Source organism: Rubrivivax gelatinosus (assembly GCF_004340905.1).
In the GTDB taxonomy this organism is placed as follows: Bacteria; Pseudomonadota; Gammaproteobacteria; order Burkholderiales; family Burkholderiaceae_C; genus Rubrivivax; species Rubrivivax gelatinosus.
The window spans coordinates 272,043-290,338 of the sequence record NZ_SLXD01000002.1; the positions used below are offsets into that span (position 1 = coordinate 272,043).

The 18,296-nt window shown below is 69.4% G+C and carries 16 protein-coding genes; 4 read left to right on the top strand and 12 right to left on the bottom strand.

The genetic code is table 11. From position 1 onward, the window contains the following. The first annotated feature begins 70 nt into the window (after positions 1-70). The 3 genes from dnaK (at position 71) to EV684_RS04440 (ending at position 5,100) form a co-directional block, all read left to right on the top strand. On the top strand, positions 71-2,011 hold the full coding sequence (dnaK, locus tag EV684_RS04430; protein WP_132645000.1) for a molecular chaperone DnaK: 1,941 nt from the start codon (positions 71-73) through the stop codon (positions 2,009-2,011). A 122-nt stretch (positions 2,012-2,133) separates the two neighbouring features. Continuing rightward, positions 2,134-3,273, top strand: a complete 1,140-nt coding sequence (dnaJ, locus tag EV684_RS04435; RefSeq protein ID WP_132645001.1) for a molecular chaperone DnaJ — start codon at positions 2,134-2,136, stop codon at positions 3,271-3,273. 147 nt (positions 3,274-3,420) lie between these two features. Then, positions 3,421-5,100, top strand: a complete 1,680-nt coding sequence (locus EV684_RS04440; RefSeq protein ID WP_132645002.1) for a response regulator — start codon at positions 3,421-3,423, stop codon at positions 5,098-5,100. A gap of 10 nt (positions 5,101-5,110) precedes the next feature. Here EV684_RS04440 and EV684_RS04445 read toward each other — a convergent pair whose 3' ends face one another. From EV684_RS04445 to ppsA, 8 genes are all read right to left on the bottom strand, one after another. Then, positions 5,111-6,244, bottom strand: a complete 1,134-nt coding sequence (locus EV684_RS04445) for a PA0069 family radical SAM protein (protein WP_132645003.1) — start codon at positions 6,242-6,244, stop codon at positions 5,111-5,113. 37 nt (positions 6,245-6,281) lie between these two features. Beyond that, positions 6,282-7,685, bottom strand: a complete 1,404-nt coding sequence (dnaB, locus tag EV684_RS04450) for a replicative DNA helicase (protein ID WP_132645004.1) — start codon at positions 7,683-7,685, stop codon at positions 6,282-6,284. Between the two features lie 134 nt (positions 7,686-7,819). Then, positions 7,820-8,272, bottom strand: coding sequence for a 50S ribosomal protein L9 (gene rplI / locus EV684_RS04455; RefSeq protein WP_132645005.1), 453 nt, complete (start codon positions 8,270-8,272; stop codon positions 7,820-7,822). Between the two features lie 11 nt (positions 8,273-8,283). Further along, on the bottom strand, positions 8,284-8,574 hold the full coding sequence (gene rpsR, locus EV684_RS04460; RefSeq protein ID WP_029718341.1) for a 30S ribosomal protein S18: 291 nt from the start codon (positions 8,572-8,574) through the stop codon (positions 8,284-8,286). A gap of 45 nt (positions 8,575-8,619) precedes the next feature. Beyond that, positions 8,620-8,913 (bottom strand): primosomal replication protein N, encoded by a 294-nt coding sequence (priB, locus tag EV684_RS04465; protein ID WP_132645006.1) that lies wholly within the window; start codon positions 8,911-8,913, stop codon positions 8,620-8,622. Positions 8,914-8,947: 34 nt separating this feature from the next. Next, on the bottom strand, positions 8,948-9,313 hold the full coding sequence (gene rpsF / locus EV684_RS04470; protein WP_132645007.1) for a 30S ribosomal protein S6: 366 nt from the start codon (positions 9,311-9,313) through the stop codon (positions 8,948-8,950). Positions 9,314-9,432: 119 nt separating this feature from the next. Further along, positions 9,433-11,544: a sodium:solute symporter family protein gene (locus EV684_RS04475; RefSeq protein WP_132645008.1), complete on the bottom strand. Its 2,112-nt coding sequence runs from the start codon at positions 11,542-11,544 to the stop codon at positions 9,433-9,435. 16 nt (positions 11,545-11,560) lie between these two features. Next, positions 11,561-13,957 (bottom strand): phosphoenolpyruvate synthase, encoded by a 2,397-nt coding sequence (gene ppsA / locus EV684_RS04480; protein WP_132645009.1) that lies wholly within the window; start codon positions 13,955-13,957, stop codon positions 11,561-11,563. 197 nt (positions 13,958-14,154) lie between these two features. Here ppsA and ppsR point away from each other — a divergent pair, with 197 nt between their 5' ends. Next, positions 14,155-14,979, top strand: coding sequence for a posphoenolpyruvate synthetase regulatory kinase/phosphorylase PpsR (gene ppsR / locus EV684_RS04485; RefSeq protein ID WP_132645010.1), 825 nt, complete (start codon positions 14,155-14,157; stop codon positions 14,977-14,979). Here ppsR and EV684_RS04490 read toward each other — a convergent pair. From EV684_RS04490 to lpxA, 4 genes are read right to left on the bottom strand one after another with little or no spacing between them, the layout of a single operon-like run. Further along, entirely contained in the window at positions 14,973-15,752 is a 780-nt protein-coding gene (locus EV684_RS04490) for a TrmH family RNA methyltransferase (protein ID WP_132645011.1), read from the bottom strand. The two genes, ppsR and EV684_RS04490, sit on opposite strands and share 7 nt — an antisense overlap. Then, a complete protein-coding gene (gene rnhB / locus EV684_RS04495; RefSeq protein WP_132645012.1) occupies positions 15,749-16,393 on the bottom strand; it encodes a ribonuclease HII in 645 nt (214 codons plus the stop codon). The genes EV684_RS04490 and rnhB overlap by 4 nt, the downstream gene beginning before the upstream one ends. After that, positions 16,359-17,495, bottom strand: coding sequence for a lipid-A-disaccharide synthase (gene lpxB, locus EV684_RS04500; RefSeq protein WP_132645013.1), 1,137 nt, complete (start codon positions 17,493-17,495; stop codon positions 16,359-16,361). The genes rnhB and lpxB overlap by 35 nt, the downstream gene beginning before the upstream one ends. Before the next feature lie 5 nt (positions 17,496-17,500). Next, entirely contained in the window at positions 17,501-18,289 is a 789-nt protein-coding gene (gene lpxA, locus EV684_RS04505; protein ID WP_132645014.1) for an acyl-ACP--UDP-N-acetylglucosamine O-acyltransferase, read from the bottom strand. Between the last annotated feature and the right edge of the window lie 7 nt (positions 18,290-18,296).

Genomic DNA, 18,296 nt, shown 5'->3' on the forward strand with positions numbered 1-18,296 from the left:
GCCGGGCTTGAAAACGCCGCCCGGCAGCCACAACTCCAAGACAACCGGATCCAGACATCAGGAGAACACCATGGGAAAGATCATCGGCATCGACCTGGGCACCACGAACTCGTGCGTGGCCGTGATGGAAGGCAACACGACCAAGGTCATCGAGAACAGTGAAGGCGCGCGCACGACGCCGTCGATCATCGCCTACCAGGACGATGGCGAGATCCTCGTCGGCGCCTCGGCCAAGCGCCAGGCGGTCACGAACCCGCGCAACACGCTGTACGCGGTGAAGCGCCTGATCGGCCGCAAGTTCACCGAGAAGGAAGTTCAGAAGGACATCGACCTGATGCCCTACACGATCTCGGCGGCCGACAACGGTGACGCCTGGGTCGAGGTGCGCGGCAAGAAGCTCGCGCCGCCGCAGGTCAGCGCCGAGGTGCTGCGCAAGATGAAGAAGACCGCCGAGGACTACCTCGGCGAGGAAGTGACCGAGGCCGTGATCACGGTGCCGGCCTACTTCAACGACAGCCAGCGCCAGGCGACCAAGGACGCCGGCCGCATCGCCGGCCTCGAGGTCAAGCGCATCATCAACGAGCCGACGGCCGCGGCGCTCGCCTTCGGCCTGGACAAGGCCGGCAAGGGCGACCGCAAGATCGCCGTCTACGACCTGGGCGGCGGCACCTTCGACATCTCGATCATCGAGATCGCCGACGTCGACGGCGAGAAGCAGTTCGAGGTGCTGTCGACCAACGGCGACACCTTCCTCGGCGGCGAGGACTTCGACCAGCGCGTCATCGACTACATCATCGGCGAGTTCAAGAAGGAACAGGGCGTCGACCTGACCAAGGACGTGCTCGCCCTGCAGCGCCTGAAGGAAGCCGCCGAGAAGGCCAAGATCGAGCTGTCCAACAGCTCGCAGACCGACATCAACCTGCCGTACATCACGGCCGACGCGTCGGGCCCGAAGCACCTGAACATCAAGCTCACGCGCGCCAAGCTCGAAGCCCTGGTCGACGAGCTGATCGAGCGCACGATCGAGCCCTGCCGCATCGCCATCAAGGATGCCGGCGTCAAGGTCGGCGAGATCGACGACGTGATCCTGGTCGGCGGCATGAGCCGCATGCCCAAGGTGCAGGACAAGGTCAAGGAGTTCTTCGGCAAGGAGCCGCGCCGCGACGTCAACCCCGACGAGGCGGTGGCCGTCGGCGCCGCGATCCAGGGCCAGGTCCTGGGCGGCGAGCGCAAGGACGTGCTGCTGCTGGACGTCACGCCGCTGTCGCTGGGCATCGAGACCCTGGGCGGCGTGATGACCAAGATGATCAAGAAGAACACCACGATCCCGACCAAGTTCTCGCAGGTGTTCTCGACCGCCGACGACAACCAGCCGGCGGTGACGATCAAGGTCTTCCAGGGCGAGCGTGAGCTGGCCTCGGGCAACAAGAGCCTGGGCGAGTTCAACCTCGAGGGCATCCCGCCGGCGCCGCGCGGCCTGCCGCAGATCGAGGTCACCTTCGACATCGACGCCAACGGCATCCTGCACGTCAGCGCCAAGGACAAGGGCACCGGCAAGGAGAACAAGATCACCATCAAGGCGAACTCGGGCCTGTCCGAGGCCGAGATCGAGAAGATGGTGAAGGACGCCGAGGCCAACGCCGCCGAGGACAAGAAGAAGCTCGAGATCGTCCAGGCCCGCAACCAGGGCGACGCGATGCTGCACTCGGTGCGCAAGACGCTGGGCGAGCACGGCGACAAGCTCGACGCCGGCGAGAAGGAAAAGATCGAGGCGGCGCTGAAGGATCTGGAAGAAGCGCTCAAGGGCGAGGACAAGGCCGCCATCGAGGCCAAGACCGAGGCCCTGATGAGTGCCAGCCAGAAGCTCGGCGAGAAGGTCTACGCCGACGCCCAGGCGGCGCAGGCCGCGGCCGGCGCTGCCGCCGGTGCCGACGAGGCACCGCAGCCCTCGTCCTCCAGGCCGGCCGACGACAACGTCGTCGACGCCGAGTTCAAGGAAGTCAAGAAGTGATCTTCCTGCGGCCGGGCGCAGCGCGTCCGGCCGTGATTTCCCGCCGCGTCCAGGCGTGCCGGCCCGTCCCGGCACCCCTGCGCGGCGTTTACGCTTGACGACTGGCTGTTCACGGCAACCCCATGGCAAAGCGCGACTACTACGAAATCCTCGGCGTGGCGAAGAACGCCTCGGACGACGACATCAAGAAGGCCTATCGCAAACTGGCCATGAAGTATCACCCTGACCGCAACCAGGGTGACGAGGCGAAGAAGGCGGAAGAGAAGTTCAAGGAGGTCAAGGAGGCCTACGAGATGCTCTCCGATGCGCAAAAGCGCGCCGCCTACGACCAGTACGGCCACGCCGGCGTCGACCCGAACATGGGCGGCCGCGGCGCCGGCCCCGAGGGCTTCGGCGGCTTCGCCGAGGCCTTCGGTGACATCTTCGGCGACATCTTCGGTGGCGCCGGCGGCAGCCGTCGCGGCGGCGGCCAGCAGGTCTACCGCGGCAGCGACCTCAGCTACGCGATGGAGATCACGCTGGAGGAAGCCGCCGCCGGCAAGGAGTCGCAGATCCGCATCCCGAGCTGGGAGGGCTGCGAGACCTGCCACGGCAGCGGCGCCAAGCCCGGCACCAGCCCCAAGACCTGCCCGACCTGCTCGGGTTCGGGCACGGTGCACCTGCGACAGGGTTTCTTCAGCATCCAGCAGACCTGCCCGCACTGCCACGGCAGCGGCAAGATCATTCCCGAGCCCTGCCCCAGCTGCGGCGGCGCCGGCAAGATCAAGCGCCAGAAGACGCTGGAGGTGAAGATCCCCGCCGGCATCAACGAAGGCATGCGCATCCGCTCGGCCGGCAACGGCGAGCCGGGCACCAACGGCGGGCCGCCGGGCGATCTCTACATCGAGATCCGCATCAAGCAGCACGAGATCTTCGAGCGCGACGGCGACGACCTGCACTGCACCGTGCCGGTCGGCATGACGACCGCGGCGCTCGGCGGCACGATCGAGGTGCCGACGCTGGGATCCAAGGCCGAGATCGAGCTGCCCGAGGGCACCCAGCACGGCAAGACCTTCCGCCTGCGCGGCAAGGGCATCAAGGGCATCCGCTCCAGCTACCCGGGCGATCTCTACGCGCACGTCACGGTGGAAACGCCGGTGAAGCTGACGGAACATCAGCGCAAGCTGCTGCGTGAGCTCGACGAGTCCTTTCGCAAAGGCGGCGACCGCCACTCGCCCAACGCCAAGAGCTGGACGGATCGGGTGAAAGACCTGTTCAAGTAAGGGTATTCCCGCGAACCGGGGATTTCTTCCTCAAGCGCGGAGGCGCGACGACCGACAAGGATCAGAAATGGTCGCCCTCGCCTTCGCCCGTCGCCCGCAGCCCTCGCGTTCCGTGGGCGGCGCACTTTCGCCCGGTGAGGTGCAGCGATGATGCTCGACCGCGACATCCACCTGAGCAGGGCGCTGGTCATCGACTCGAATCCGACCTCGCGCAGCATCCTCGTGTCCCAGTTGCGCGACTTCGGCATCGGCACCGTCGCGCAATGCGGCCGGGTTGCCGACGCCCGCAGCCAGCTGGAGGCCAAGCCCTTCGACATCGTGCTGTGCGAGAACAACTTCGCCGGCAACGACGCCGCCGGGCAGCAACTGCTGGACGACCTGAGGCGCCACCAGCTGCTGCCGCTGTCGACGGTGTTCATCATGATCAGCGGCGAGGCCACCTACAACAAGGTGGCCGAGGCCGCCGAGTCGGCGCTGGACAGCTTCCTGATCAAGCCGCACACCGCGTCCGCGCTCGGCGACCGGCTGCTGCACGCGCGGCGGCGCAAGCGCGTGCTCAAGCAGATCTTCGAAGCCGTCGACGAGGGCCGCTTCGACGAAGCCGCGCAGCTGTGCGTCAAACGCTTCGAGGAGCGCGGCGAGTTCTGGTTGTTCGCCGCACGCATCGGCGCCGAGCTGCTGCTGTCCAGCGGCCGCCACCGCGAGGCCTGGGACCTGTACGAAGCCGTCATCAAGGCCCAGGCCCTGCCCTGGGCCCGGCTCGGCGTGGCGCGGGCCCAGGTCGAGAGCAACGAACCGAACAACGCGCTGTCGACGCTGGAGAGCCTGGTCGAGGACCAGCCCAGCTTCGTCGATGCGTACGACGTGATGGGCCGCATCCACCTCGACCAGGGCAATCTGGAGGAGGCGGCGGCGGTGCTGCTGCGTGCCGCGTCGCTGACACCGGACTCGGTCGGCCGGCTGCAGAAGCTCGGCATCCTGTCGTTCTATCTCGAGCGCTACGACGACGCGCTGCGCTCGCTCGAACGCGCCGTCAGCATCGGCATCACCTCGAAGATGTTCGATCCGCAGACGCTGGTGCTGCTGGCCTTCCTGCGCTGGCGCCAGTCCGACACCAAAGGCCTGCAGCGCTGCGCCGAGAACCTGGAGCACATCATTTCGCGCACCCCGGACAGCCAGCGACTGCTGCGCTTCGGCGCCGTGGTACGCGTACTGGAACTGGCGCTGCGCCTGCAGCACCACGACGCCCTGCAGGCCCTGGCCGACCTGGCACTCGAGGTCCGCGAAGCCTCCTTCGACCTGGAAGCCGCCGGCAACCTGCTCACGCTGCTGGCGCGCCTGGCCGACGCCGGCTACACGATCGAGCAGGCCGACGAATGGGTGGACGCGATCGGGCTGCGCCACTGCACCGCGCGCGCCCTGACCGAGTTGCTGGCCCGCGCCGCCGGGCCGCATGCGCCGTTCGTCGAACGCATCCGCACCTGCCACCACCGGGTGCTCGAGGTATCGGAGGCGGCCATGGCCTTCAGCGTCGCCGGGGACCCTGGCTCCGCGGTGCGCACGCTGCTGGACAACGGCCGCGCCTCGCTCAACAGCAAGCTGATCGACACCGCACGCCTCGTGCTGCAGCGCCACCACGACAAGATCGAAGGCGCCGACGATCTGAAGGCGACGATCGAAGACCTGCGCCTGCGGTACTTCACGCAGTCGGGCAGGCTGCCGATCGGCGACGCTCCGGGGCGAAAGGCCGGTGGCCTGGCGCTGCGTGGCGCTGTCGCCAGCGCGCTGGGCGCCGAGCCCGAGCCGCCGGTCGCAGCCGCGGCCTGAGCGCGCGGCATCAGAACAGGCGCTGCTGGGCGTCGGCGGCCGGGGCCGACGGCGGCACGAACGCCGACCCGTCCAGCCGCTGGTGACGGTGCTGCAGGCCCAGGCGCTCGCAGGCCTTGCGCAGGCGCTGGCGCAGCAGTTCGGCCCAGACGCCCTCGCCGCGCATGCGGCTGCCGAAACGGGGTTCGTTGTCACGGCCGCCACGCATCTCCTGCACACGGGCCATGACGCGCGCGGCCCGGTCGGGGAAATGCTGCTCCAGCCAGTGGCGAAACAGCGGCGAGACCTCCGACGGCAGGCGCAGCACGATGGCGAAGGCGCGCACCGCGCCGGCCTGGTGCGCCGCCTCGAGCACACGCTCGAGCTCGGGCTCATTGACGAAAGGAATCAGCGGCGAGACGCTGACACCCACCGGCACGCCGGCGCTGGACAGCGCGCGGATCGTGCGCAGCCGGCGTTCGGGCGCCGCGGCACGCGGCTCCAGCCGGCGCGCCAACGCCGCGTCCAGCGTCGTCAGCGTGATGTCCACGCAGGCACGACCGGCGGCCGCCATCGGCGCGATCAGGTCCAGGTCGCGCTCGACCAGCGCCGACTTGGTGATCAGCGAGAACGGGTGCCGCGCCTCGTGCAGCACCTCCAGCACCGCGCGCGTGATGCCCAGGCGGCGTTCGATCGGCTGATAGGCGTCGGTGACGGTACCGATGGCGATCGGCCGCGGCCGGTAGCCGCGTGCACCGAGCGCGGCGCGAAGGCGTTCGGCGGCGTTGACCTTGGCCACCAGCCGGGTCTCGAAGTCCAGCCCCGGCGACCAGCCGAGATAGGCGTGCGACGGCCGCGCGTAGCAATAGATGCAGCCGTGCTCGCAGCCGCGGTAGGGGTTGAGGGAGACCTCGAAGCCGATGTCGGGCGAGTCGTTCTCGGACAGGATGCGGCCAGCGTGCTCCTCGAGGACCTGGGTCGGCAGCGGGCTCGGCAGCTCGCCGGCCGCGGCGTCCAGCGCACCCCAGCCGTCGTCGAAGACCTCCCGCTCGTCGCGCTCGAAGCGGTGGGCGATGGCCCAGGTCGTGCCGCGACCCTTCAGCGGGGCGTTCGCCGGCGTGGCCGGCGGCGGGACGGGCGGACGGAGGTTGCGGGGCGGTGACATGCTGTTGTTTTATACAGCATGCCGCACCCGCCCCGGTCTAGTAATCCGACATCGCGTCGGGGGCGAGGTTCTCGAACTTGGTCAGCGGCTTCAGGAAGGCCAGGCGCACGGTGCCGACCGGGCCGTTACGCTGCTTGCCGATGATGACTTCCGCGACGCCGGGGTCCTTGCTGTCCTTGTTGTAGTACTCGTCGCGGTAGATGAACATGATGATGTCCGCGTCCTGCTCGATGGCGCCCGATTCGCGCAGGTCGCTCATCATCGGCCGCTTGTCGGTGCGCGTCTCGACCGAGCGGTTGAGCTGCGACAGCGCGATCACCGGGCACTGCAGCTCCTTGGCCAGCGCCTTCAGGCCACGCGAGATCTCGCCGATCTCGGTGGCGCGGTTCTCGCCGTTGCTGGACGACGAGCCGCTCATCAGCTGCAGGTAGTCGATGACGATCAGCCCGAGCTGGCCGTACTGGCGCGCCATGCGCCGCGCCCGGGCACGCAGTTCAGGCGCGGTCAGCGCCGGCGTCTCGTCGATGAACAGCTGCACCTGACCGAGCTTGTCGACGGCCTCGGTCAGCCGCTCCCACTCCTCGGTGCGCAGGCGGCCGGTGCGCAGGTTCTGCTGGTCGATGCGGCCCAGCGAGCCGACCAGACGCAGCGCCAGCTGCGAGGCGCCCATTTCCATGGAATACACGAGCACCGGCAGCCCTTCGGCGACGGCGACGTTCTCGGCGATGTTCAGCGCGAACGCGGTCTTGCCCATCGACGGGCGTGCCGCGAGGATGATCAGATCGCCCTTCTGCAGGCCCGCGGTCATGCGGTCCATGTCGTAGAAGCCGGTGCGCACGCCGGTCACTTCCTCGGCGCCGTTGTCGTGCAGCTCCTGCACGCGGTCGATCAGTTCGACGACCAGCTTGTCGATGCCCTGGAAACCCTGTTTCTGGCGCGAACCTTCTTCGCCGATCTTGAAGATGTTGCCTTCGGCCTCGTCCAGGATCGCCGTCACCGCCCGGCCCTGCGGGTTGAAGGCGTTGGTCGCGATCTCGTCGGCCGCGGCGATCAGCTTTCGCAGCACCGCGCGCTCGCGCACGATCTCCGCGTAGCGACGCATGTTCGCCGCGCTGGGCACGCTCTGCGCCAGCGCGTTCAGGTAGGCCAGGCCGCCGCAGTCCTCGGCCTTGCCCAGGCTCTGCAGCTGCTCGAAGACGGTGATCACGTCGGCCGGCTTGCTCTGGTTCACCAGGCCGGCGATGGCGGCGAAGATCAGCTTGTGTTCGTAACGGTAGAAGTCGCTGTCGGTGAGCAGGTCGGCGGCGCGGTCCCAGGACAGGTTGTCGATCAGCAGGCCGCCGAGCACGCTCTGCTCGGCTTCGTTCGAGTGAGGCGGCACGCGCAGCCGGGCGACCTCGTCGTCGGGAGCGGAACTACGGGATTCGAACAGCGCGGACATGGGATCTGTGGGCAAGTCTGTGGACAGCCTGGGAGCCGCCGGGGGACGGCCGGGGGACAACTGGTGAAGCCCAAAACGAAGAAGGCCGGCGAAACGCCGGCCTTCTTCAGAAGGGTGGACGAAGCGTAGGCGCTTCAGTCCGCCTGTGCAACCACTTGCACGGTGAGCTCGACGACGACGTCGCCGTGCGGGGCGACGGCCACCGGGTGCTCGCCGACGGTCTTCAGCGGACCGTTGGGCAGGCGCACCTGCGACTTCTGCACCGCCTTGCCGGCTTGCGTCAGCGCGTCGGCGATGTCGGCGTTGGTCACCGAGCCGAACAGACGGCCGTCGACGCCGGCCTTCTGCACGATGCGCACGGTGGAGCCGGCGAGCTGCTCGCCCAGGGTCTGGGCGGCGGCGAGCTTGGCGGCGGCGACCTTCTCGAGTTCGGCGCGGCGCTCGGCGAACTCCTTGATCGCGGCGTCGGTCGCGCGGCGCGCGAGCTTGGTCGGGATCAGGAAGTTGCGGGCGTAGCCGTCCTTGACCTTGACGATGTCACCGAGGTTGCCGAGCTTGGCGACTTTTTCCAGCAGGATCACTTGCATGTCGTCGCTCCTCAGACCTTGTGCTGATCGGAGTACGGCAGCAGCGCGAGATAGCGGGCGCGCTTGATCGCCGTCGTCAGCTGGCGCTGGTAGTAGGCGCGCGTGCCGGTCAGACGAGCCGGCGTGATCTTGCCGTTCTCGCTGATGAAGTCACGCAGCGTGTCGATTTCCTTGTAGTCGATCTGTTCGACGCCGGCGACGGTGAAGCGGCAGAAGCGCTTGCGACGGAACAGGAGCGACTGGGTGTTGCGCTTCGGACGCTTGTCCTTCGAGAAGCGACCCTTGCCACGGGGGGGAGCCATAAGACCTCCTGGGAATGCTGAAAACTATCCGGAACAGTGGACCGGTCAGCCTACGGGGGCGACCGACGTGATGTGGAACCGCATGCCGCGTCCGTTGCGCAGGGCTGCCAGGAAGCCGCCGAATTCGGCGTCGCTGCCCAGCGCCAGCGTGGTGAGCACCGCGGTGATGTCCGCCCCGATCGCCAGCGCCCGGATCTCCAGGGAGACCTTGCGAGGACTGCCGTTCTCGACGACCTCGGACTCGTGCTTCAAGCTCAGGTCCAGGGCCGGAAGGCCGGCAGGGGTGTACCGCAGCGCGCCCCGCTCCACCAGTTGCGCCGAGAGAACCAGCCGGTTCATCGACACCCCGCGGTGGCAGGCGCAGACGTGTGCGTCAGGCCGCAGCCTCCTGCTGGCTGGCCTTGCGCGATTCTTCGCGCTCGACCGCCTTCATCATGATCGACGGCGTCGTCTCGGCCTTTTCCTTGCGCACCGTGAGGTGGCGCAGGACGGCGTCGTTGAAGCGGAAGCCGGTCTCCAGCTCCTCGAGCACAGGCTTGTCGCACTCGATGTTCAGGCACAGGTAGTGGGCCTTGGCGAGCTTCTGGATCATGTAGGCCAGCTGACGGCGGCCCCAATCCTCGACCCGATGGACCTTGCCGCCACCGGCGGTGACCAGGGTCTTGTAGCGTTCCAGCATGGCCGGAACCTGTTCGCTTTGATCCGGATGGATCAGCAGAACGATCTCGTAGTGACGCATTGAATCTCCTCGTGGGTTTCCCGTTTCGGAAAGCCGCCCCGTAGCGTCTGGTTCACGGGTGCGGCAAGGCGAAAAGCCGATGATTATAGCCCGGAAAGCGCGCCCCGGACAGCCGGCGGTCAGTGTTCGGGCCGGGGGTCGCGGATGCGGTCGACCAGCGCGTCGCTGACCGGCCCGGGCCGCGGGGTCAGCAGGCTGACGATGACCATCGCCGCCAGGGCCGCCGGCACGCCGAACACGCCGGCGGCGATCGGCGCGATGCCGAACCACAGGCAGTCCTCGATCGGCCGCCAGACGCCGAACAGCCCGCGCAGCCAGGGCTGGGTCGTCGCCATGTAGTAGCTGGTGACGGCCAGCCCGAGCAGCATGCCGCTGACGCAGCCCCAGCGGTTGGCGCGTTTCCAGAACACGCCCAGCACCAGCGCCGGGAAGATCGACGAGGCCGCCAGCGAGAACGCCGCGGCGACGAGGAACAGGATGTCGGCCACGCGCATCGACGCGACGTAGGCCGCGGCCAGCGCCACGACGAGCAGCAGCACCTTGGACACCGCGACGCGGCGCGAGCTCGGGCGGTTGGGGTCGATGACGCGGTAGTACAAGTCGTGCGACAGCGCGTTGGAGATCGTCAGCAGCAGTCCGTCGGCGGTGGACAGCGCCGCGGCCAGGCCGCCCACGGCGACCATCGCCGAGATCACGTACGGCAGCCCGGCGATCTCCGGCGCGGCCAGCGTCACCAGGTCGGCGCCGATGTGCAGCTCGCCGAGCTGCAGGATGCCGTCGCCGTTGACGTCGCTGACCTGCACCAGCGACGGGTCGACCTTGGCCCAGCTCGCGATCCACGCCGGCAGGCGGTCGAACGGCGTGCCGACGAGGCTGTTGAAGACCTCGTGCTTGACCAGCAGCGCCAGCGCGGGCGCCGTGAGGTAGAGCGCGCAGATGAACAGCAGCGTCCAGCCGACCGCCCGGCGCGACTCGCGCACCGAAGGCGTGGTGTAGAAGCGCGTCAGGATGTGCGGCAGCCCGGCGGTGCCCAGCATCAGGCAGAAGACCAGCGCCAGGAAGTTGCGCCGGGAGTGTTCGTCGCTGATGCGCGCCGCCGGGTCGTCGCCACGCGGGTTGGCCGCGAAGGCCCGGGCATGCGGCGGCATGCCGCCCAGCGGCTGCGACCAGGCCTCGGCCGCGGCCAGCTCGTCGGCGTAGCGCCGGCGCGCCTCGTCCTCGGTGCGCGGCAGCGCGGCGAGTTCACGCCGTGCGGCCTGAACCTCGGCCAGCGGCGCCGCCGCCTCCATCAGTTGCTCGACGCGGCGCTGCGCCGCGGCCCGGTCGTCGGCCATCGCCGCCGGCACGTCCAGCAGCTTGGCCCCGGCGACCGCCGCACGCTGGGCGTAGGCGGCCATGACGTCGCGCTCGGCGATGTCGGCGACGAGCTGCGCCTCGCGCTCGGTGACCGACTGCAGCACCTGCCCCATCGCCACCTGCGGCACGGGGTTGCCGGTGACCTTCAGCGACAGCCAGGCCACCGGCGCCAGGTAGGCGACGACGAGGATGATGCACTGCGCGACCTGGGTCCAGGTGACGGCGCGCATGCCGCCCAGGAACGAGCAGACGAGCACGCCGCCCAGGCCGACGAAGATGCCGATCTCGAAGCCGAAGCCGGTGAAACGCGCGACGATCAGGCCAACGCCGTAGATCTGCGCGACGACGTAGACGAAGGAGACGACGACCGCGGCTACGATGCCGACCAGGCGCGGCATCGTGCCGCCGTAGCGTGCGCCGAGGAAGTCGGGGATCGTGTACTCGGCGAACTTGCGCAGGTACGGCGCGATCAGCAGCGCGACGAGGCAGAAACCACCGGTCCAGCCGATGACGAAGGCCAGCCCGTTGTAGCCGCTGAGGTACAGGGTGCCGGCCAGGCCGATGAACGAGGCGGCGCTCATCCAGTCGGCCGAGGTCGCCATGCCGTTGTAGAAGGCCGGCACGCGCCGGCCCGCGACGTAGTACTCGGCCGAGTCCGAGGTGCGGCAGCGCAGGCCGATGGCCGCGTACAGCACGACGGTGCCCAGCAGCATCGTCAGCCCGATGAGGTTGCGGCCGAGCCCGAAACGCTCGGCTGCCGCCATCAGCCCGATGAAGCCGGCCAGCGCCAGCGTGTACAGCAGGTAGGCGCCGTGCAGGCGGCGGCGGAAACCCCGCGCGCCGCTGGCCGTCACCCCGCTGCCGACCGAGGACATGCGGCCCGGCGCGGGGTCAGCGCTTGGCCAGACGCTGCCAGGTGTCGACGACCGTGTCCGGGTTCAGCGAGATGGACACGATGCCTTCCGCGGCCAGCCACTCGGCGAAGTCCGGGTGGTCGCTGGGGCCCTGGCCGCAGATGCCGATGTACTTGCCGGTGGCGCGGCAGGCGGCGATGGCGCGCGAGATCATCGCCTTGACCGCCGGATCGCGTTCGTCGAAGTCGTTGGCCAGCAGTTCCAGCCCCGAGTCGCGGTCCAGGCCCAGCGTCAGCTGGGTCAGGTCGTTGGAGCCGATCGACATGCCGTCGAAGTGCTCGAGGAACTGGTCCGCCAGGATGGCATTGCTCGGCACCTCGCACATCATGATCAGGCGCAGGCCGTCGACGCCGCGCTTCAGGCCGCGCTCGGCGAGCATCTGCGCCACGCGCTCGGCCTGGCGCACGGTGCGCACGAAGGGCACCATGATCTCGACGTTGTTCAGGCCCATCTCGCCGCGCACGCGCTTGAGCGCCTCGCACTCCATCGCGAAGGCTTCGGCGAAGTCGCTGCTGATGTAGCGGCTGGCACCGCGGAAGCCCAGCATCGGGTTCTCTTCCTCCGGCTCGTAGCGCGTGCCGCCGATGAGCTTGCGGTACTCGTTGGACTTGAAGTCCGACAGGCGCACGATGACCGGCTTGGGGAAGAACGCGGCGGCGATCGTCGCGATGCCTTCGACCAGCTTGTCGACGTAGAACGCACGCGGCGAGGCGTGGCCACGGGCCACCGACTCGACGGCCTTCTTCAGGTCGGCGTCGACGTTCGGGTAGTCGAGGATCGCCTTCGGGTGCACGCCGATGTTGTTGTTGATGATGAACTCGAGGCGCGCCAGGCCGACACCCGAATTGGGCATCTGCGCGAAGTCGAAGGCCAGCTGCGGGTTGCCGACGTTCATCATGATCTTCACCGGGCAGTACGGCATCTCGCCACGCTGCACCTCGCTGACCTCGGTCTCCAGCAGGCCGTCGTAGACGCGGCCGGTGTCGCCCTCGGAGCAGGCGACGGTGACCAGCGCGCCGTCGAGCACACGCTCGGTGGCGTCGCCGCAGCCGACGACGGCCGGGATGCCGAGCTCACGCGCGATGATCGCCGCGTGGCAGGTGCGGCCGCCGCGGTTGGTGACGATGGCCGCGGCACGCTTCATCACCGGTTCCCAGTTCGGGTCGGTCATGTCGGTGACGAGCACGTCGCCGGGCTGCACGCGGTCCATCTCGGCCGGCGAGCGCACCAGGCGCACCGGGCCGGTGCCGATCTTCTGGCCGATCGCGCGGCCCTCGGCGAGCACGGTGCCCTGGCCCTTGAGCTTGTAGCGGTGCTCGACCTTGCCGGCGGCCTGGCTCTTCACGGTCTCCGGGCGGGCCTGCAGGATGTAGATGCGGCCGTCGCCGCCATCCTTGCCCCACTCGATGTCCATCGGGCGGCCGTAGTGCTTCTCGATGATCTGCGCGTACTTGGCCAGCTCGACGATGTCGGCGTCGGCCAGCGAGTAGCGGTTGCGCATCTCGGGCGGGTTATCGACGACCTTGACGAGGCGGCTGCCGGCGGACCGCTCCTCGTCGGACGCGAACTCCATGCGCTGCAGCTTGCTGCCCAGCACGCGGCGGATGATCGGGAACTTGCCCGCGGCCAGCGCCGGCTTGAAGACGTAGAACTCGTCGGGGTTGACCGAGCCCTGCACGACGGTCTCGCCCAGGCCGTAGGCGGAGGTGATCAGCACCGCGTCGGGGAAGCCCGACTCGGTGTCGATCGTGAACATCACGCCGGCGGCGCCGAGGTCCGAGCGCACCATGCGCTGCACGCCGGCCGACAGCGCGACGTCGGCGTGGGCGAAGCCCTTGTGCACGCGGTAGCTGATCGCGCGGTCGTTGTAGAGGGAGGCGAAGACCTCCTTCATGTGGTGCAGCACCGAGTCGATGCCGCTCACGTTGAGGAAGGTCTCCTGCTGGCCGGCGAACGAGGCGTCGGGCAGGTCTTCGGCGGTGGCCGAAGAGCGCACGGCGAAGCTCGCGCCGGGGTGGTCGTCGGCGAGCAGCTTGTACTGGGCGCGGATCGCAGCCTCGAGGTCGGCCGGGAACGGCGTCTCGACGATCCAGCGCCGGATCTCGGCGCCGGCCTCGGCCAGCGCACGCACGTCGTCGGTGTCGAGCGTGGCCAGGCGCGCCTCGATGCGCTCGGCGAGGCCGCCGTGGCGCAGGAAGAGACGGAAGGCGTGCGCCGTCGTCGCGAACCCGCCGGGAACGCGCACGCCGGTGGCGGCCAGTTGACTGATCATTTCGCCGAGGGAGGCGTTCTTGCCGCCTACGACCTCGACGTCGGTCATGCGAAGTTGTTCGAACGGGACGACCAGGGCGGTCGCCAAGTTGGCCTGGGACATGGTGGGAAAGCTCCGTGATGTGAGAAAACCGGTGCTGCCGCAGGCACGCTCTGACCCCTCGCTCCAGCGCTTGTGGATTCTGTTTGTCGGCCGGGGGTGGTCACGTCGAGGTGAAGGCAGGATGCTTCGCAGGCATTCTACGGAACTCTTTCCCTATGATGACCAGATACGGGGCACCGGCGCCCCAATCCGACCCCATGAGCGAACGCAGCGTCTTCTTCGTGTCCGACGGCACCGGCATCACGGCCGAGACCTTCGGCAACTCCATCCTCAACCAGTTCCCGGTGAAGATGCGCCATGTGCGCCGCCCCTTCATCGACACGCTCGAGAAGGCCGACACCGTGGTCGCCGAGATCAACGAAGTCGCCGAACGCGAGGGCCGCCGGCCGGTGGTCTTCATCACGCTCGTGGAGCCGCAGATCCGCGCCCGTGTCACCGGCCCGGGCGTCAACGGCATGGTGCTGGACATGTTCCGCACCTTCGTCGAGCCGCTGGAAGACGAGCTCGGCGTCAAGTCCAACCACCGCGTCGGCCGCTTCAACGACGCCAGCCAGAGCCAGGAGTACAACGACCGCATCGAGGCGATCAACTTCAGCCTCGCGCACGACGACGGTCAGAGCTCGCGCAACCTCGATCTCGCCGACGTCATCCTCGTCGGCGTCAGCCGCTGCGGCAAGACTCCGACCTCGCTGTATCTCGCGATGCAGCACGGCGTGAAGGCGGCCAACTACCCGCTGATCCCGGAAGACTTCGAGCGCGGCAAGCTGCCGTCGATGCTGGCGCCGCACCGCAAGAAGTGTTTCGGCCTGACGATCGACCCGACGCGGCTGGCGCAGATCCGCAACGAACGCCGCCCGGGCAGCCGCTACGCGGCGATCGAGAACTGCCGCTACGAGGTCAGCGAAGCCGAGACGATGATGCGCCGCGACGGCATCCAGTGGCTGTCGTCGACGCACAAGTCGATCGAGGAGATCGCGACGACGATCCTGCGCGACATCCGCCCGGACCGGCTGATCTACTGAGGCGCGCGCGCGGCCGACTCGTACAGGCAGATCGCCGCCGCGGCGGCGACGTTCAGCGACTCCTCGCCGCCGGGCTGCGGAATGCGCACCGCCAGCGTGCAGCGCGCCTGCAGCGTGGGCGACACGCCCTGCCCTTCGTGCCCCAGCACCCAGGCGCAGCGCGGCGGCAGCGCCGCCTCGCGCAGCGTCGCGCCGGCATGCGGCAGCGTCGCCACCAGAGGCACCGCCAGTGCTTCGAGCGCGGCCTCGTCCAGTCCTTCGACGAGGTTGAGCGCGAAATGCGCGCCCATGCCGGCGCGCAGCACCTTGGGCGACCACAGCGAGGCCGTGCCTTTCAGCGCCAGCACCTGGGTCGCGCCCAGCGCCGCGGCGCTGCGCAGGATGCTGCCGACGTTGCCGGCGTCCTGCACGCGGTCGAGCACGACGCCGTGAGCGTCGGGCTGCACCGTGCCGCCGGCCGGCGCGTCGATCAGGAAACCGATCTTCGCCGGCGACTCCAGGCCGCTGGCGGCGGCCAACAGCGTGTCGTCGACCACCGCCACGGCCGGCGCCCAGCCGGCGAGATCACGCAGCGCGCCGCCCTGCTCCCAGGCGCTGGCGGCGACGAGCGCCTGCGCCGCCGGCCGGCCGCGCGCGCGCAGCGCCGAGCAGAGGTGGTCGCCCTCCAGCCAGACCTGGCCGGCACGGCGGTAGGCGTTGCCGTCCTGCGCCAGCCGGCGCACGCGCGCCAGCAGCGGGTTGTCGCGCGAACTGATGGCGCGCACGCTCGTCATGCCGGGCTCTTCTCGGCGGCCTCGAGCGCGGCACGCACCGGGGCGAAGCTGCGCCGGTGCTCGGGGCAGGCGCCCAGGCGGCGCAGCGCGTCCAGATGCACGCGCGTCGGGTAGCCCTTGTGGCCGTCGAAGCCGTAGTCGGGCCAGCGTGCGTGCAGCTCGGCGCAGAGCCGGTCGCGGTGCACCTTGGCGACGATGGACGCGGCCGAGATCGCCGGCACCTTGGCGTCGCCGCCGACCACGGCCTCGGCCGGGAAACGCAGCACCGGCAGCCGGTTGCCGTCGACCATCACGCGCTTGGGCAGCAGGCGCAGCGTCTCGACGGCACGCTTCATCGCCAGCAGCCGGGCATGCAGGATGTTCAGCGTGTCGATCTCCTCGACGCTGGCCAGCGCGATCGACACGCACAGCGCACGCGCCTGGATCTCGTCGAACAGGCGCTCGCGCTGGCGGGCGCTCAGCACCTTGGAATCGGCCAGGCCCTCGATCGGCGCCTGGTCGTCGAGGATCACCGCGGCAGCAACCACCGGCCCGGCCAGCGGCCCGCAGCCGGCTTCGTCCACGCCGGCCACCAGGCCGGGCGGATGCCAGCCCAGGTCCAGCTGTTCAGGAGCGGCTTTCGAGGACTTGCGCGAGGGCATCGGTGGCACGGCGCGCGGTGTCGCGCTTGAGCAGATGATGCAGGTCGACGAAACGCGCCTGCAAGGCGCGAACGCGCGCTTCGTCGGCCAGCCAGGCCAGCGTCTCGCGGGCCAGGGCCTCGGGCTCGCAGCGATCCTGCAGCAGTTCGGGCACGACGAAGTCGCGTTCCAGGATGTTGGGCAGGCCGACCCAGGGCAGATAACCCATGCGGCGCATCAGCTGCCACGACAGCCAGGCCATGCGGTAGCCGATGACCATCGGGCGCTTGAACAGCGCCGCCTCCAGCGTCGCCGTGCCGCTGGCGATCAGCGTCACGTCGCAGGCGGCCAGCACCTCGTGCGAGCGGCCGTCGAGCAGTTGCACCGGCGCGTCGCCTGCGTGTGCGGCGACCAGCGGCTCGACCATCGAGCGCAGCCCCGGCGCCACCGGCAGCAGGAAACGCAGTTCCGGCCGCTGGTGGTGCATCCGCGCGGCGGCCTGCAGGAAGGCCGGCGCGATGTGCTCGATCTCGCCGCGCCGGCTGCCCGGCAGCAGCGCGACGACCGGCTCGCCTTCGCCCAGCCCGAGCGCGGCGCGCGCGGCGGCACGCGGGGGCTCGACCGGAATCGCGTCGGCCAGCGGGTGGCCGACGTAGGTCGCGGCGACGCCGTGGCGCTGCAGCAGCTCGGGCTCGAACGGGAACAGGCACAGCACGTGGTCGCAGCTCGCCGCCATCTTCTTCGCCCGGCCGCCGCGCCAGGCCCAGATCGACGGACAGACGAAGTGCACCGACGGGATGCCGGCGGCCTTGAGCCGCTTCTCCAGCCCGAGGTTGAAGTCGGGCGCGTCGACGCCGACGAAGACCGCCGGCGGCTCGGCCAGCAGGCGCTCGCCGAGGCGATCGCGAATGCCCTTGATCTCGCGGTAGTGGCGCAGCGCGTCGGCGTAGCCGTGCACGGCCAGCCGGTCGCTGGGCCACCAGGCCTCGAAACCCTGAGCCGCCATCTTCGGGCCGCCGATGCCGGCGGCGGCGAGCGCCGGCCAGCGCTCGCGCAGTCCGCCCAGCAGCAGTCCGGCGAGCAGGTCGCCGGAAGCTTCGCCCGCGACCATCGCCAGTCGCATGGGGTTCAGCGCGCGATGCCCCGCGTGGACGCGGCGAGGAAGTCCAGCACCAGCGCGACGTCGGCATCACCGCCGTCGACCTGGCCGGCGAGCGCGGCGATCGCCTCGCGCGCCTTGTCCAGCGTCAGCCCGTCGCGGTAGAGCAGACGGTGCATCTGCTTGACCAGGCCGATGCGCTCGCGCGAGAAGCCGCGTCGGCGCAGGCCCTCGACGTTGAAGCCGTGCACGCCCAGCGGGTTGCCGCTGACCATCATGAACGGCGGCACGTCCTGCGAGACGTGGCTCTGGAAGCCGGTCATCGCGTGCGCGCCGACGTGGCAGAACTGGTGGATGCCGGTCAGGCCGCCGACGATGACCCAGTCGCCCACGTGCACGTGGCCGGCCAGCGTGGCGTTGTTGGCCAGGATGCAGCGGCTGCCCAGCTGCACGTCGTGCGCGATGTGCACGTAGGCCATGATCCAGTTGTCGTCGCCGATGCGCGTGACGCCGCCGTCCTGGGTCGTGCCGCGGTTGAAGTGGCAGAACTCGCGGATCGTGTTGCGCTCGCCGATGACGAGCTCGGTCGGCTCGCCGCGGTACTTCATGTCCTGCGGCGCGGTGCCAATCGCGGCATGGCCGTAGATCGTGTTGTCGCGGCCGATGGTGGTCGGCCCTTCGACGATGCAGTGCGGGCCGATCGAGCTGCCGGCGGCGATGCGCACGCCGGCGCCGATCACCGCGTAGGGACCGACGACGACCGATTCGTCGAGTTCGGCCTTCGGGTCGACGATGGCCGTCGGGTGGATCCGGGTCATGTCGGCC

Bases quoted from the DNA above. Each gene is read 5' to 3' on its own strand.
- dnaK (WP_132645000.1), top strand. From the start codon at position 71: ATGGGAAAGATCATCGGCATCGACCTGGGCACCACGAACTCGTGCGTG.
- dnaJ (WP_132645001.1), top strand. From the start codon at position 2,134: ATGGCAAAGCGCGACTACTACGAAATCCTCGGCGTGGCGAAGAACGCC.
- EV684_RS04440 (WP_132645002.1), top strand. From the start codon at position 3,421: ATGATGCTCGACCGCGACATCCACCTGAGCAGGGCGCTGGTCATCGAC.
- EV684_RS04445 (WP_132645003.1), bottom strand. From the start codon at position 6,244: ATGTCACCGCCCCGCAACCTCCGTCCGCCCGTCCCGCCGCCGGCCACG.
- dnaB (WP_132645004.1), bottom strand. From the start codon at position 7,685: ATGTCCGCGCTGTTCGAATCCCGTAGTTCCGCTCCCGACGACGAGGTC.
- rplI (WP_132645005.1), bottom strand. From the start codon at position 8,272: ATGCAAGTGATCCTGCTGGAAAAAGTCGCCAAGCTCGGCAACCTCGGT.
- rpsR (WP_029718341.1), bottom strand. From the start codon at position 8,574: ATGGCTCCCCCCCGTGGCAAGGGTCGCTTCTCGAAGGACAAGCGTCCG.
- priB (WP_132645006.1), bottom strand. From the start codon at position 8,913: ATGAACCGGCTGGTTCTCTCGGCGCAACTGGTGGAGCGGGGCGCGCTG.
- rpsF (WP_132645007.1), bottom strand. From the start codon at position 9,313: ATGCGTCACTACGAGATCGTTCTGCTGATCCATCCGGATCAAAGCGAA.
- EV684_RS04475 (WP_132645008.1), bottom strand. From the start codon at position 11,544: ATGTCCTCGGTCGGCAGCGGGGTGACGGCCAGCGGCGCGCGGGGTTTC.
- ppsA (WP_132645009.1), bottom strand. From the start codon at position 13,957: ATGTCCCAGGCCAACTTGGCGACCGCCCTGGTCGTCCCGTTCGAACAA.
- ppsR (WP_132645010.1), top strand. From the start codon at position 14,155: ATGAGCGAACGCAGCGTCTTCTTCGTGTCCGACGGCACCGGCATCACG.
- EV684_RS04490 (WP_132645011.1), bottom strand. From the start codon at position 15,752: ATGACGAGCGTGCGCGCCATCAGTTCGCGCGACAACCCGCTGCTGGCG.
- rnhB (WP_132645012.1), bottom strand. From the start codon at position 16,393: ATGCCCTCGCGCAAGTCCTCGAAAGCCGCTCCTGAACAGCTGGACCTG.
- lpxB (WP_132645013.1), bottom strand. From the start codon at position 17,495: ATGCGACTGGCGATGGTCGCGGGCGAAGCTTCCGGCGACCTGCTCGCC.
- lpxA (WP_132645014.1), bottom strand. From the start codon at position 18,289: ATGACCCGGATCCACCCGACGGCCATCGTCGACCCGAAGGCCGAACTC.